This is a genomic window from Lentzea californiensis (genome assembly GCF_024648825.1).
Lineage (GTDB): Bacteria > Actinomycetota > Actinomycetes > Mycobacteriales > Pseudonocardiaceae > Lentzea > Lentzea californiensis.
In genome coordinates this window covers 1288143-1302420 of sequence record NZ_JANBBE010000001.1, presented here as the reverse complement: position 1 = coordinate 1302420, position 14278 = coordinate 1288143, and the positions used below count along the sequence as shown (strand labels likewise).

Sequence of the window (14278 nt, the reverse complement as noted above, 5' to 3'; positions counted from 1 at the left end):
CCATGTGCAGCGCCAAGGCAGACCAGCCGCCCAGCGCGACGTGACGCATCCCTCATTGGATGCGATGAGCGGGGAGTCTAGGGGTTGCTTGCAACGAGGCAACGAAACGTCCCGATCCGTGCACACACCGTTATCTGCGCAGGAAGTCGAGTACGGCCCGGCCGGGACTGTCGGTGGTGTATGCGAAGCTCGATCCCGTGGTGGATCAGGGACGCCGGTTGCTGGACCGCGTGCTGGCGGGTGTGCCCGCCGGGGAGTCACCCCTCACGCACGCGCGCGACCTGCCGTTGCGGCAGGCAGATCACGTGGAGTGGCCTGCGTGGACGGCTCCCGCGGTCGTCGAGGCGTTCGTCGGGACTGGTGTGCGCGAGCCGTGGCGGCACCAGGCCGAGGCCGCTTCCCTGGCGTGGTCCGGGCAGCACGTGGTCCTCGCGACGGGCACGGCGTCGGGCAAGTCACTTGCCTACCAGTTGCCCGTGCTTTCCACTCTTTTGGCGGACACGAAGGCCACCGCGCTGTACCTGTCACCGACCAAAGCCCTTGGGGCGGACCAGCTCCGATCGCTCCACGAGCTGGGGATCAAGGGGGTGCGCGCGTCGGCCTACGACGGTGACACCCCGATGGCCGAACGCGACTGGGTCAAGGCCCACGCGAACTGGGTCTTCACCAATCCGGACATGCTGCACCGCGGAATCCTTCCGCAGCACCCGAAATGGCTGCGGTTCTTCCGCCGGCTGAAGTACGTGGTGATCGACGAGTGCCATTCCTATCGGGGCGTTTTCGGTTCGCACGTGGCGTTGTTGATGCGGCGCTTGAGGAGGGTCGCGCGCAAATACGGCGCTGATCCGATCTTCGTATTGGCATCGGCCACTGTGGCTGATCCTTCTGGATCGGCTGAAAGATTGCTCGGCGTTCCCGTTTCCGCTGTCGTGGACGACTTCTCGCCGCGTGCGTCGCGCACGGTCGCGTTGTGGGAGCCCCCGCTGACCTCTCTGGAGGGTGAGAACGGCGCGCCCGTCCGGCGCTCGGCGGGCGCGGAGACGTCGCGCATCCTGGCCGACCTCGTCGTCGAGGGCGCACGGTCGCTCGCGTTCGTGCGCTCGCGCCGCGGTGCCGAGCTGACGGCGCTGGGCACCCAGCGGATCCTGTCCGAAGTGGACGACGAGCTGCCTCCCCGCGTGGCCGCGTACCGGGGCGGGTTCCTGCCGGAGGAGCGGCGGGCGCTCGAGAAGGCGCTGTCCACAGGCGACCTGCTGGGCGTCGCGACCACGAACGCGCTGGAACTCGGCGTCGACATCGCCGGGCTGGACGCGGTGGTGGTGGCCGGTTTCCCCGGCACCCTGGCGTCGTTCTGGCAGCAGGCGGGTCGTGCGGGCAGGTCGGGGGCCAGTGCGCTGGTCGTGTTCGTGGCGCGCGACGACCCGTTGGACACGTACCTGGTGCACAACCCGGCCGCGGTGCTGGACAGGCCGGTCGAGGCGACGGTGCTGGACCCGCTGAACCCGTACGTGCTGGGTCCGCAGCTGGCCTGCGCGGCGTCCGAGATGCCGCTGACACCGGCGTGCCTGGACGACTTCGGCGGACCGCTCGCCGAGGCGGTGCTCGCCGACCTGGTGGCGGAGAAACTGCTGCGCAAGCGGCCTGCCGGGTGGTACTGGGCGTCGCACGACCGGCCGCACGCCGGCGTGGACATCCGCGGTTCCGGCGGCGACCAGGTGGCCGTCGTGGAGGCGGACTCCGGCCGGATGCTCGGCACGGTCGACCCGGGATCCGCCTGCTGGCAGGTGCATCCCGGTGCCGTGTACCTGCACCAGGGGCGTTCGTACGTCGTCGACGAGCTCGACCTGGACAGCGGTCTCGCGATGGTGCACCGCGAAGACCCGGAATGGACCACGCAGCCGCGTGACTGCGTGGACATCACCGTCGTGCGCGAGGTCGAACGCACCGACTTCGGCGGGGTGTCGGTCTGCCTGGGCGAGGTGGAGGTGACGACCCAGGTCGTCGGCTACCTGCGCCGGCTGCCGTCCGGTGTGGTGCTCGACCAGATCCCGCTCGACCTGCCGGAACAGTCGCTGCGGACACGTGCCGTCTGGTACACCGTTGACGAGTCGCTGCTGTTCGACGCCGGCGTGGAGGCCAAACGCGTCCCCGGCGCCCTGCACGCCGCCGAGCACGCGGCGATCGGCCTGCTGCCGCTGTTCGCGACGTGCGACAGGTGGGACATCGGCGGCGTGTCGACGGCCGCGCACCCGGACACGGGGATGCCGACGGTGTTCGTGCACGACGGCCATCCCGGCGGGGCGGGCTTCGCCGATCGAGGTCACTCGGCCCTGCGGGCCTGGCTGTCGGCGACCAGGGCGGCGATCAGTGCCTGCGGGTGCCCGATGGGCTGCCCGTCGTGCGTGCAGTCACCCAAGTGCGGCAACGGCAACGATCCGCTGGACAAGGCCGGTGCCGTGCTCGTGCTGGACGTGGTGCTGGGCAAAATCGCCTGACCGGGTGGCCGCTCCTTGGCTACCGTGGCGTGGTGAACGCATGCAGCTGCAACGCCGCCGACCGGACCCGCCGCGCCTAGGCGCGGCTGAGCCGGAAGCCCGCCGTGCCCTCGCGCGCGGCTGGGCCTGATCACTCCGCCGCGCCCGTCCCTTTCGGCCACGGGTTCATTGGAGACTGCCTTGTTCACGCCCTTTTCCGACCTCGACACCCTTCTCGCCGGCCTCGTCGCGTCCGTGCGCGAGATCCTCGGCCACACCTACGTCGGCACGTACCTGCAGGGCTCGTTCGCCCTGGGCGCTGGTGACGTCCACAGCGACTGCGACTTCATCGTCGCCTGCACCGAGCTGCCGTCCGGTGATCGCGAAGCCGGGCTCCGCGCGCTGCACGCCGAGATCCCGACCCGTCCCGGCCGTTGGTCGACGGAGATCGAGGGCTCGTACGCCGACGTCCAGTCACTGCGTTCGGTGGCAGGCCTTGGGGTTCCGTGGCTGTTCAACGACCACGGGACACGCACGTTGGAGTGGGACCTGCACTGCAACAGCCCGCACACCCGCTGGATCCTGCGCCGCCACGGCATCGTGCTGGACGGCCCGCCGATCACGTCGCTGGTGGAGGAGGTACCGGCTTCCGTCTTGCGTTCATCGATGCGTGCCGAACTGCCGCACGTGCTGGAAGGCATTCGGGAGTGGGCGCCGATGGGCAACGCGTGGTCGCAGCGCTACATCGTCTCGGCTTACTGCCGCACGCTCTACACCATCCACACGGGAAAGGTGGAGTCGAAGCGCGGTGCCTTGTCGTGGGCGAAGAAAATGCTCGATCAGCGGTGGCACCCGCTGATCGAGCAGGTCTTGCAGGACCGGAACCTCGGCTGGCACGCCGACGCGGTTCCGCGGCCCGGATCCATGGAGGAGACCTTCGCTTTCGCTTCCTACGCGGAAGCTCTCCAGCTCTAGGTCTACCACTCTTGCTCTAGGTCTACCACTTCTTCCGTGGGGCGCGGCGGGGGCTCACGGGTACCCCCGCCGCGCTCTCCACGTGCCGAACACTGTTTTCCCGCCTGCTACCGCTTCGTGACCGGATCCCTTGGAACATCGGTGGAATCTGGTTCGTTCGTCTCAACAGGACACGCGGGAGGCGACGGTGTCGACTGTCTTCTGACGAACTCCGGGGAGGAGCCGGCTTCACCGACCGCGGCAGAGCTGGTGCTCTGCCACTAACGTCCTCGGTCCGGTCACTGGTGCGGGAGGCTGTCCTTCGGGGTGCGTGTTCGGCTTTTCGCCCGTTCCTCTGCCGGCCCCCGACGTGCGGGGTGCGGAGGCCGATCATCGGACCGGGCTTGGTGGAACGGCCGTGCAGGGCATCGCCTTCGGGGTTGTCGGGGAGAGTCCACGACGACACCCAGCACGGCCGGGCTTCGCATTCAGTTGTGTGTCAGACGGCTTCGAGCTCGTAGCGCGCCGGGGCGTGCACGGCCTCGACGAGTGCGTCCTGCACGACGTGCGCGTCCGGCAGGTTCCAGCCGCAGACCTGGGGCTTGACCCGCCAGTGCACGACACCGTGCGCCATGGTGGTGGGAGGCAGCGGGATGTACTCCCCCTTGCCGTAGAGGTGCACGTCCGGGTTGTTGGCCAGCTCGGCGTTGAGCGTCGAGCCGGACTTCACGAGGAACATCCAGCGACCGGACGGGGTCGCGGCGATCGGCACGGGGACGCCGATCGACCGCAGTGCGACGGCCGCGCGGCGGCCGAGGCCGGTGCCGACCTCGATCGCGTCCACGACGTGGCCGGTGGCGACGAGAAGGCTGTACGAGCGGCCCGCCCACCACGTGGCGACCTGGTCGGGACTGGTCCCGACGCGGTCCACCCAGTCGCGGTGCACGGGGATCGGGCCGTGGAGCTCGAGGCCGCTGCGGCCCGCCCACTTCGTGACGCCGTCCTCCGTACCGGCCGGATAGGTGCCTGGCAGCACGGGCCAACCGCGGTACGCGAGGCTCACGGCCTCGGCACGCAGTTCGATGCGGAAGGCCCCGCGCCAGCTATCCGACCAATCCATCTTCCGTCGCCTTCTTCCTAGGTTCTGACTCGACATCAACGTGGTGCCGGTGTTCTTGGGACACCGCGTCGGTGCCGCCACTACAACTAACGACACCGGCACCGGCCTCCGTAACCCCCGCGCGACAACTGGTAGCTACGGGACGGCGAACGTCATTTGCTTGACCGGGCAACCGAACTGTTCGCGTTTGGTTCGATCACCGTTCAGCATGTCCCGTCGGCAGTGTGAGTCCGCTCACCGCTGTGAGCCGACCGCTCGTCGTGCTCCAAACGGCCCGATCTTCGGCCGGACCTGCCCTGGCTCGCGCGCTCGCCGGGCCGAACGGCGTAGCCGCCGACACCTCCACGACCACCTCCCATCCGTCCACCGCGCAGCTCGTCAGCTCGGCCCGGTTCTCCGATGCCACGCGTTTCGCCAGCTCACAAGCACTTTCGCCACCGTCGACGAGACGAGCGGCCGCCGCGAGCGCCGCTAGGTCGGCCGCACCGGTCACCCGGTGCCGGGCGACGACCGCCGATCCGATCCGCGCACCCGCCACCACGACGATGATCAGCGACAACATCGCCACCACACCGCTCACCGCAGCCGAACCGCGCTCGCAGCCGAACCGTTCGCCGTTCATCGCGGCTCTGGCACGGCGAACGCCCGTGCGCTGAGCGGTAAGCCCAACGGCCCGCGTTTGCTGACCACGACTTCGATCGCATCACCTCGCGTGCCGATCACGACGTTGGCGTCGGCCACGATCCGCCCGGCCGCTTCCTCGCCGCGCTGTCGTTCACCGCGGGCGGTGAGCCGTGCTGCCTCTCTCGCCGCGTCGGTGCACCGCATCTGCTCGGTGACCGCCGCCAGCCCGTTCGCCCCCAGCCACATGGCCACGAGCAACGCGCACACGGCGATCGCCGCCTCGACCGTGACCATGCCCCGGTCGTCAGACCGAAGACAGTGCACGCTGTATCAGCCCTTCCATCAGTTTCCGCATGAAGTCGCTGGTGAGGAGCACGTACAGCAGACCGCCGAACGCGGCCGCCGCCAGCGTCCCGATCGCGTACTCCACCGTGCTCATGCCGCTGTCGTCCTTCAGCAGTTCCATCTGCTTCTCCTAGTCGAGGAATTGGCCGGCCAGCCCCAGTACCACCGGCGCGACGCCGAGGCACAGGAAAGCCGGGAGGAAACACAGTGCGAGCGGTGCCGCCACCGCGACCGCGGCCCGCTGCGCCTTGGCCTCGGCGTCGTCACGTGCCTCGGCCCTGGTCCGTTCGGCGAGTTCAGCGGTCTGCCGGGCCAGTGCGGCACCAGATCGCGCGGTCCGCCGCGCCGCTCTCGCGAGCAGCGCCGTCGCGGGCTGGTCGAGCGCGGACGCCCACGCCGTAACCGGATCTGCTCCGAGCCTGAGCATTTCGGCGACCTGGCCCAGCTCCTTCATCTCGACCGCCTGGATCGCCGTGGGCACCGGCAAACCGGCTTTCAGGCACGCGGCCAGCAGGTCCCAGGTCGCAGCCCGTTCGAATGGACCGTCCGGCTTCGTCCTGTCGTGCGGCGGGTCGTGGGCCCTGGGCTTGAACCGGTCGATCGATCGCCGGGGCGGTGGCGCGAACAGAACCGCCAGCGCGAGCAGGAGGAACGTCACGTCTCCACCTCCGTGATCCGCTGCGTCCACCACACCCCCGCCGCCCCGAGCACCGCGCCCAGTGCCAGCAGGAACTGCCCCGCTGTCGTGTTCGTGAGGACGTGGAACGGCCTGGCACCGCCGAACTCGCCCAGCAGCACTCCCAGCACCGGAAGCACCGCCAGCACCATCGCGCTGGCCCGTGGCCCGGCCATCCGTGCGTGCACCTGCCGTGCGAACGCCGCCCGTTGGTCGAGATCGCGTCTCGTGGCGTCGAGGACGTCCGCCAACGCCACACCGTGCTTCGCCGACACGTGCCACGCCTTGGCCAGCTGGTCCACGGCTCCGCCGAGCAACGGCTGCTTCAACTCGCGCAACGTCCGCTCCACATCGCCACCCAGCCTCGACGCGGCCGCCGCCGCTTTCAGCACCTCCTTGGCCGGCGCCGGGGTGTCCTCCGCCGCGCCCTCGGCCGCCTGGGCGGGATGCGCGCCCGCCCGCAGCTCGTCGATCACGCCGCCCAGGCCGTTGCTCAGCGCTTCCGCGGTTTGCCGGAGCGCCTTGTTCCGCCTGTGCTGCTTGAGGATTCGCCGACCGGTCACCGCCAGCACCGCTCCGGCGACCAGTCCGCCCGAACCCGCGACGAGGTACGTGACCGTCGCGGCGGCCACCAGCCAGATGTACGGCGGCACAACGACTTCCCTTTTGCCGCGCGGCCTGAGCCGTCGGACCGCCTTGAGTTGCGGCCAGATGATCAACGCCGTCGCCAGCAACAGAAGGCTCAGCACAGCAACTCCTTCGCGAGCCACCCGCTCTCCCGCGTCCAGACCGGACGGACCGCGAGCTCCGGCTTCGCCTCGAACACCCCGATCTCGTCGAGGTACCTGCTGTTCTCGTCCCGGCGCATGTGAAGCACGACCCGGACCGCCGCCGCGACCTGACAGCGCAGCGCCTCGGGCGAAAGCCCGCCCAACGCGCCCAGCGCTTCGAGCCGCGCCGGCACCTCGGCCGGCGAGTTGGCGTGCAACGTCCCGGCGCCACCCTCGTGACCGGTGTTGAGCGAGGTGAGCAACTCCCTCACCTCGGCACCGCGCACCTCCCCGACCACGATCCGGTCGGGCCTCATCCGCAGGGCCTCCCGCACCAGTTCCCCGGTGGTGACCTCGCCGGCTCCCTCGACGTTCGCCGGCCGCGCGGTGAGCCGCACGAACTGCGGATGGTCGGGGCTCAGCTCACTCGCGTCCTCCACGCACACGATGCGTTCGGCCGGTGACACACACCCCAGCAGCGCCGACAACAACGACGTCTTGCCCGAGCCGGTGCCACCGATCACCAGGAACGCCAGGCGCCTGCGGATGATCGCCCGCAACGCCTCCGCGATCTCGGCGTCGAACGTGCCGAGCGCCTGCAACGCCCGCAGGTCGTGCGTCGCGGGCCTGAGGACGCGCAACGACAGGCACGTCCGATCCGCGATGGGCGGCAACACCGCGTGCAACCGCACCCCGCTCCCCGGCAACCACCCGTCAACGCACGGCGAGGCGTCGTCGAGCCGCCGGCCCGCCGCCACCGCCAGCCGCTGGGCGAGGCGCCGGACGGCGTCCTCGTCGGGAAAGGTGATGTCAGTCCGCCGCAGGCCCGTCGTGCCGTCGACCCACACCTGGTCCGGCGCGGTGACCAGGACGTCGGTGGTGCCGGGGTCGTCGAGCAGCGGGTCGAGCGGCCCGGCACCGCTGAACTCCTGGCGGAGCACCTGGAGTGCTTCGAGGACGTCCGAGTCGGCCAGGACGCCGCCGGCTTCCGATCGGACCGCATGCGCCACAACGGCCGCGGTCATCTCCGTGTCGGCGCCGGCGAGGCGGTGGCGGACCCGGTCGATGAGGGCAGAGGTCATGTCGCCGCCTCCGGGCGGTGGGCGTGGCGGCCGTAGGTGATCTCGCGGCCCGTGAGGCGGAGCCAGGATTCCTTGCACCAGATGAGGAAGCGGTTCACTTCGGCTCCTCCTTGAAGATGTAGCGGGGCGGGTAGAGGCGGCGGTAGACGACGAGGTTGCGCAGCATCCGGCCGAGGATGCGGAGCAGGATCACGGCTGGAACTCCTTTCGTGGTAGCGAGATCCGGTCGCGAGCGGTGCGTCTCGTGGAGGCAGGAGTGTGCGGCGATGGCGCGCCGTCCTGAGCCGGAAATCCCTCTGCCGCAAGGAAGTGGCCGGGAGGACGGGGGTATGGGACTCTCACCTCTTCTCCGCGCAGAACCGGGATGCACCCGCAGCCGAAAGCGTCCGCTGACACGGTCTCGGCGTTTCCTGAGGCGAGCGCGATGTACTCGGCCTCATCAGCGACCGCGATATCCGCGGCGGTCATGGGCGGAGCTCCTTCAGCACCACGCGGGCCGCGGTCGCGAGCGGGCCCTTGGGGTTGCGGGGGAAGCGGCCTCGTTCCAGCACCTCGGCCAGCCCCGGTTCCGGGCGCATCGAGGTGAGGAGGGGGACGCCGATCACGTCGGCCATCTCGGCCGGCTGGAGGTTGCCCGGGGACGGGCCGCGGACCACCAGGCGGAGGTTGCGGCCGTTGGTCAGGAGGGTGGTGGCCACGCGGCTGGCGGCCGCGGTGGCGCGGACCTCGGCCGGCACCACGAGGATCGTCAGGTCTGTGCGGTCCAGGGCCGCGGAGGCGGAGGCCGTGGGGAAGCGCGGGAGGTCGCAGATCACCGTGCAGCCCGCTCTGCGGCCGGCGTCCAGGACTGCCGCGACCGCCGCCGGTTCCGGGTCGGGCGCCGACCGGTCGCAGGCCAGGACGGTCAGGTCGCCCGTGGCCGGCAGGGCGGCGCGCAGGGCCGACATCGGGACCCTGCCGCCGGTGGCGTGCACGCCCGGCCAGCGGGCGCCCTGGTCGGCTTCGGTGCCCAGGGCCAGGTCTATGCCTCCGCCCAGCGGGTCGCAGTCGACGAGCATCGCCTCGCCGCCCAGCGCCACCGCCTCGCGGCCGCAGGCGATGGCCAGCGTCGAGGCTCCCGCGCCTCCCCGGCCGCCGATGAACGACACCACGCGGCCCAGGTCCGAGGGCGGGCCCTCGCCCAGGTCGGTCAGCGCCGTCACCAGGGAGCGGCCCTCCACCGGGAGTTCCAGGACGCCGTCCGCGCCCAGGGCCACGGCCGGTGCCCACGGCGGGTCGCCTCCGTGGACCACGAGGACGCCGGTGCGGCGGGGGAAGCCCGCGTCCAGGCAGGCGGAGACCGCGGCGGGGTCGAGGAGCACCAGGGGCGCGGTGTGCCACTGCGAGCGCAGCGACGTGACGTCCGGGGCGCAGGAGAGCGGGCAGTCGGCCGCGGCGGCCACGCGGAGGACCTCGTCGAGCAGGTCCTGGTCCGTGAGCAGGGCGATGGGGTGGCTCATGGGTCTGACCGTGGCCGGTCGTGATGAACGACACAACGGGGTGAAGATCCACCTGTGGACAACTCAGCGGCTGTGGACAGGTCGCGATCTTGGAAGCCTTGGCGGGCCGGAACTGTCGGACCCGTGTGCGACGCTGGAGGGTTGGGCACACGGCGCTCGGGCAAGAGCGGCAGAGGTCCAGTCGTACCCACGAGGAGACGGGGTCCGGATATGGGACGACCCCCGCCAGGGGGGAGGGACGGGGGTCGTCAATGGTTCAGTCCCGGGGGGTCGGACTGAACCCGTCCGTCGAACCGGACTCTCCTACTGTATCCCCATGCGCCAGTGCTGCGCGCAACTTCCGCAACAGCTGCGGGCCAAGTTTCGGTAACCGTGCAGCACAAGGATTTCGTACACGAGCGAAATGCCGCCCGAACGGCCTACTGACGAGTACACCTAAGCTGAGGCACATGAGCCGGATCGCCGCCTTCTTCGACCTCGACAAGACCGTCATCGCGAAGTCGAGCACGCTGGCGTTCAGCCGGCCCTTCTTCCAGGAGGGCCTGATCAACCGCCGCGCGGTGCTGAAGAGCGCTTATGCGCAGTTCGTGTTCATGCTCGCCGGCGCGGACGCGGATCAAATGGATCGGATGCGCGCGCACATCACGGCGCTCGCCGCCGGCTGGGACGTGGAGCAGATCCGCAGCATCGTCAACGAGACGCTGTTCGACATCGTTGATCCGCTCGTTTACAAAGAAGCGACGCAGTTGATCGCCGATCACAAGGCGGAAGGCCACGACGTGGTCATCGTCAGCGCGTCCGGAGAGGAACTGGTCGCCCCCATCGCGCAGATGATCGGGGCGGACTACAGCGTCGGCACGAAGATGGTGGTCCACGACGGCCGCTACACCGGCGACGTCGACTTCTACTGCGCCGCCGACAACAAGGCGGTCGCGATCAAGCAGCTGGCCGCCGAGCACGGGTACGACCTGTCGAAGAGCTACGCGTACTCGGACAGCGTCACGGACCTGCCGATGCTGGAGGTCGTCGGCCACCCGACGGCCGTCAACCCGGACCGGGGCCTGCGCCGCATCGCCGTCGAGAAGGACTGGCCGGTGCAGCAGTTCGTCGACCCGGTGAGCCTGCGCTCCCGCATGTCCACCCCCTCGGGCAAGGCGGTCGCGGTCACGGCCATCGGCATCGGCGCCGTCGCGGCGGCCGGAGCGGCCTGGTACGGCCTGCGCCGCAAGCGGTCCCGCGACTGAAGTCAAGCCCCCGCGGCCACAATGCACCGAGAAGAGACGGGTACCGGCGAGTAGCGGCAACGCGCCGCACACGTGGTGCCCAGGTGAGTGCACGGCACCGCCCTCCCGGCGGTACCCGAACACGAAGAAGACCTCACAAATCCAGAAACCCCAGCACTTTCACTACTGAACGTGGCTTGACCGGTGCACCCGTCCGAGCCCTTGCTGTGACCGGGCCCACGCACTTAAATGGGTGGTGCGGACCTCGGGTCGGCCAGGGGCCAGACGAAGAGAAGTCAGGATCCACCCCGGCCAAGCTCCGTGCGCGGACTTCGAGTACCCACGCGCAGCACGCCGCGGGAGGCTTGTCGTCTAGGGCCTGCGTACCGGGACGCCGGACGCCGAGGCCAGGGTTGTACGACTGGAGTTGCACGCTTGGTAGCTCGCAAGCCCGCGCTGAAGACGGGGCACCCTTTCGAGGGTGCCCCGTCTGCTTGTTCGGTCAAAAACTGCCACCGAACGGCAGAATGTGCCCCCGTTGACCCACCACGAAGTCGTGAGTAACTTGCGAAATACGCCAGTTACCTGTGGGAACATCACCGGGAGGCACGGACAAGTGCGGAAGATCGCCGCGTTGACGCTGGTCACAGCCATGGTCGCCCTCACGCCGGTGGCGAGAGCGGACGCCTCGGTGACCACACTCCGCGGGATGTCGCTGGAACAGAAGGTCGGCCAACTCTTCGTCACGTACGTCAACGGCCAGGCCGCCGACGTCCCGCTGCCCAAGAACCAGACCGATTTCGGAGTGGCCACGACCGCGGACATGGTGCGCAAGTACCAGCCCGGCGGCGTCATCTACTTCAACAACTCGAGCCGCGACAACGTCGACACGCCCAAGCAGGTCGCGCAGTTCTCCAACGGCCTGCAGAAGGCCAGCAAGATCCCGCTGCTCGTCTCGATCGACCAGGAGATGGGCGTCGTCACGCGCATCGGCCCGCCCGCCACCCAGTTGCCGGGCAACATGGCCCTCGGCGCGGGCCGGAGCACCAAGGACGCCGAAGAGGCCGCGCGCATCACGGGCCAGGAGCTTCGCGCGATGGGCATCAACCAGAACTTCGCGCCGGACGCCGACGTCAACTCCAACCCGGCGAACCCCATCATCGGCGTGCGCAGCTTCTCGAGCGACCCGAAGCTCGCCGCCGAGATGGTGGCCGCCCAGGTGCAGGGCTACGAGGGCCGCCGCTGGTTCGACATGACGTCGGTGACCTCGACCGCCAAGCACTTCCCGGGCCACGGTGACACGTCCGAGGACAGCCACACCGCGCTGCCGGTCTCGAACCGCAGCCTCGACCAGTGGCGCCAGATCGACGCGCCGCCGTTCAAGGCCGCCATCGCCGCCAAGATCGACTCGATCATGACCGCGCACATCCAGGTGCCGCAGATCGACCCGTCGGGCAACCCGGCCACGCTCAGCCCGAAGATCATCACCGGCCTGCTGCGCGACGAGCTGAAGTACGACGGCGTGGTCGTCACCGACTCGCTGGAGATGGCGGGCGTCCGCAAGTTGCACTCCGACGCCGAGATCCCGGTGCTGGCCATCAAGGCGGGCGTCGACCAGCTGCTGATGCCGCCGAACCTCGGCCTCGCGATCGACAGCGTCGTCAAGGCCGTCCGCAGCGGTGAGATCACCGAGCAGCGCATCGACCAGAGCGTCCTGCGCATCCTCAAGATGAAGCTCCTGCGCGGCGTCATGCTCACCTCCGAGGTCGACGTGAACAAGGTCGACCAGGTCGTCGGCTCCAACACGCAGCAGGCCCAGGCCATCGCCGACCGCACCATCACGGTCGTCCGCAACGACGCCCAGGCGCTCCCGCTGAACGCCACCGCTCCCCTGGTCGTCGGCACCAGTGACGCGACCACCACGGCCCTCGCCACCAGGCTCAAGGGCACCAAGTTGGTCACCGCGAGCAGCCCCACGGCCGCGCAGATCCAGCAGGCGGTGGCAGCGGCCGCCAACGCGGACAAGATCGTGGTGCTGACCAACAACGCGAGCACCAGGCGCGCGCAGGTCGACCTGATCAACCAGCTCGTCGCCACCGGCAAGCCCGTCGTCGCGGCCGCCACCGCCAACCCGTACGACGTCGCGCACAGCGGCGCCAAGACGTGGCTCGCCACCTACTCGACCACCACCGTCTCGATGGAGGCGCTGGCCAGGGTCCTGCTCGGCGAGGTCAAGCCGCAGGGCAAGCTCCCGGTAGACGTGCCCGGCCCGACCCCTTACCCGTTCGGACACGGGGTGACCTGGTGAGGAGGCGGAGCTTCCTCGCGGCGACCGCCCTGTCCGTCCCCCTCGCCGGCACCGCGACGGCCACCGCGTCCCCGAAGCTCGCCACGGCGGCCGAACAGCTCGCGCAGGACGGCTGGCGCAAGCTCGAGGGCCGCAAGGTCGGGGTGCTGACGAACCCGACGGGCATCCTCAAGGACCAGACCCACGTCGTCGACTCGATGGTCGCCCACGGCGCCAAGCCGACCGCCGTCTTCGGACCGGAACACGGCTTCCGCGGCACGGCGCAGGCAGGCGGCTCCGAAGGCGACTACGCGGACCCTCGCACCGGTGTCCCGGTGTACGACACGTACCAGGCCAGTCCCGCGAAGATCCAGGCGATGTTCACGAAGGCGGGCATCGACACGGTCGTGTTCGACATCGCGGACGTGGGCGCGCGCTTCTACACCTACATCTGGTCGCTGTACCAGGCGATGGAAGCGGCGAAGGACCTGGACTTCATCGTCCTCGACCGCCCGAACCCCATCGGCGGCACCGCGAACGGCCCGCAGCTCGACCCCGCCTACGCGACCTTCGTGGGCTTGAAACCGATCGTCCAGCAGCACGGCATGACGGTCGGCGAACTGGCCCGCCTCTTCAAGGGCGAGTTCGGCCTGACCACGAGGCTCGAAGTGGTCAACGTCAGGAACTGGCGGCGGAACCAGCTCGACACCGGTCTGCCGTGGGTGCCGCCGAGCCCGAACATGCCCACCCAGGACACCGCGCTGGTCTACCCCGGCACGTGCCTGTTCGAGGGCACGGTGCTGTCCGAGGGCCGCGGCACCACCCGCCCGTTCGAGACCGTCGGCGCGCCCGGCATCGACTGGCGCTGGGCCGAAGCGCTGAACGCCCTGGACCTCAAGGGGATCAGGTTCCGCGAGACCTACTTCTCGCCCACGTTCAACAAGTTCCAGGGCAAGGCCTGCGGTGGTGTCACCCTGCACGTCACCGACCCGCGGGAGTTCGACGCCATCAAGGCCGCCGTGGCCATGCTGATCACCGCGAAGTCGCTGTACCCCGGTGTTTTCGCGTGGCGTCCCGACAACTGGATCGACAAGCTCAGCGGCTCCGACCGGCTGCGCCGGATGATCGACGCCCAGGCTCCCCTGGCCGAGGTCGTCGGCGCGTGGCAGCAGGAGCTCCAGCAGTTCCGCCGCACCCGCCTGCCCTACCTGCGCTATCGGTGAG

General features: G+C 69.7%; 13 protein-coding genes. 5 read left to right on the top strand and 8 right to left on the bottom strand.

Annotated features, from left to right (window positions below; translation table 11 throughout):
* Positions 1–197: 197 nt before the first annotated feature.
* On the top strand, positions 198–2495 hold the full coding sequence (gene sftH, locus LX88_RS06825; protein WP_258946924.1) for a DEAD/DEAH box helicase: 2298 nt from the start codon (positions 198–200) through the stop codon (positions 2493–2495).
* Positions 2496–2675: 180 nt separating this feature from the next.
* Positions 2676–3449, top strand: a complete 774-nt coding sequence (locus LX88_RS06820) for an aminoglycoside adenylyltransferase domain-containing protein (protein WP_258946923.1) — start codon at positions 2676–2678, stop codon at positions 3447–3449.
* A 478-nt stretch (positions 3450–3927) separates the two neighbouring features.
* On the opposite strand, the gene LX88_RS06815 is transcribed toward LX88_RS06820, so the two are convergent.
* The 8 genes from LX88_RS06815 to ssd form a co-directional block, all read right to left on the bottom strand.
* Positions 3928–4548, bottom strand: coding sequence for a bifunctional DNA primase/polymerase (locus tag LX88_RS06815; RefSeq protein WP_090069862.1), 621 nt, complete (start codon positions 4546–4548; stop codon positions 3928–3930).
* Between the two features lie 196 nt (positions 4549–4744).
* Positions 4745–5170: an Rv3654c family TadE-like protein gene (locus tag LX88_RS06810; RefSeq protein ID WP_258946922.1), complete on the bottom strand. Its 426-nt coding sequence runs from the start codon at positions 5168–5170 to the stop codon at positions 4745–4747.
* On the bottom strand, positions 5167–5466 hold the full coding sequence (locus tag LX88_RS06805; protein WP_258946921.1) for a TadE family type IV pilus minor pilin: 300 nt from the start codon (positions 5464–5466) through the stop codon (positions 5167–5169). Before LX88_RS06805 ends, LX88_RS06810 begins: the two co-directional genes overlap by 4 nt.
* 10 nt (positions 5467–5476) lie before the next feature.
* Entirely contained in the window at positions 5477–5638 is a 162-nt protein-coding gene (locus tag LX88_RS06800; protein ID WP_084402016.1) for a DUF4244 domain-containing protein, read from the bottom strand.
* 9 nt (positions 5639–5647) lie between these two features.
* Positions 5648–6175 carry a type II secretion system F family protein gene (locus tag LX88_RS06795; protein ID WP_258946920.1) on the bottom strand — a complete coding sequence of 176 codons (528 nt, stop codon included), beginning with the start codon at positions 6173–6175 and terminating at the stop codon, positions 5648–5650.
* Entirely contained in the window at positions 6172–6942 is a 771-nt protein-coding gene (locus tag LX88_RS06790) for a type II secretion system F family protein (protein WP_258946919.1), read from the bottom strand. The genes LX88_RS06795 and LX88_RS06790 overlap by 4 nt, the downstream gene beginning before the upstream one ends.
* The gene (locus LX88_RS06785) at positions 6936–8045 is read right to left on the bottom strand and encodes a TadA family conjugal transfer-associated ATPase (protein WP_258946918.1); all 1110 of its coding nucleotides are present in this window, start codon (positions 8043–8045) and stop codon (positions 6936–6938) included. The genes LX88_RS06790 and LX88_RS06785 overlap by 7 nt, the downstream gene beginning before the upstream one ends.
* 464 nt (positions 8046–8509) lie before the next feature.
* Positions 8510–9544, bottom strand: coding sequence for a septum site-determining protein Ssd (gene ssd, locus LX88_RS06780; RefSeq protein ID WP_258946917.1), 1035 nt, complete (start codon positions 9542–9544; stop codon positions 8510–8512).
* Positions 9545–9993: 449 nt separating this feature from the next.
* On the opposite strand from ssd, the gene LX88_RS06775 reads away from it, so the two are divergent.
* The 3 genes from LX88_RS06775 (at position 9994) to LX88_RS06765 (ending at position 14277) form a co-directional block, all read left to right on the top strand.
* A complete protein-coding gene (locus LX88_RS06775; RefSeq protein WP_090069851.1) occupies positions 9994–10788 on the top strand; it encodes an HAD family hydrolase in 795 nt (264 codons plus the stop codon).
* A gap of 631 nt (positions 10789–11419) precedes the next feature.
* Positions 11420–13075 carry a glycoside hydrolase family 3 protein gene (locus LX88_RS06770; RefSeq protein ID WP_258947628.1) on the top strand — a complete coding sequence of 552 codons (1656 nt, stop codon included), beginning with the start codon at positions 11420–11422 and terminating at the stop codon, positions 13073–13075.
* On the top strand, positions 13072–14277 hold the full coding sequence (locus tag LX88_RS06765; RefSeq protein ID WP_258946916.1) for an exo-beta-N-acetylmuramidase NamZ family protein: 1206 nt from the start codon (positions 13072–13074) through the stop codon (positions 14275–14277). The genes LX88_RS06770 and LX88_RS06765 overlap by 4 nt, the downstream gene beginning before the upstream one ends.
* Position 14278: the final 1 nt, after the last annotated feature.

Coding starts and splice junctions, on each gene's coding strand:
- LX88_RS06815 (WP_090069862.1), bottom strand. CDS start 4,548: ATGGATTGGTCGGATAGCTGGCGCGGGGCCTTCCGCATCGAACTGCGT.
- LX88_RS06810 (WP_258946922.1), bottom strand. CDS start 5,170: ATGAACGGCGAACGGTTCGGCTGCGAGCGCGGTTCGGCTGCGGTGAGC.
- LX88_RS06805 (WP_258946921.1), bottom strand. CDS start 5,466: ATGGTCACGGTCGAGGCGGCGATCGCCGTGTGCGCGTTGCTCGTGGCC.
- LX88_RS06800 (WP_084402016.1), bottom strand. CDS start 5,638: ATGGAACTGCTGAAGGACGACAGCGGCATGAGCACGGTGGAGTACGCG.
- LX88_RS06785 (WP_258946918.1), bottom strand. CDS start 8,045: ATGACCTCTGCCCTCATCGACCGGGTCCGCCACCGCCTCGCCGGCGCC.
- ssd (WP_258946917.1), bottom strand. CDS start 9,544: ATGAGCCACCCCATCGCCCTGCTCACGGACCAGGACCTGCTCGACGAG.
- LX88_RS06775 (WP_090069851.1), top strand. CDS start 9,994: ATGAGCCGGATCGCCGCCTTCTTCGACCTCGACAAGACCGTCATCGCG.
- LX88_RS06770 (WP_258947628.1), top strand. CDS start 11,420: ATGGTCGCCCTCACGCCGGTGGCGAGAGCGGACGCCTCGGTGACCACA.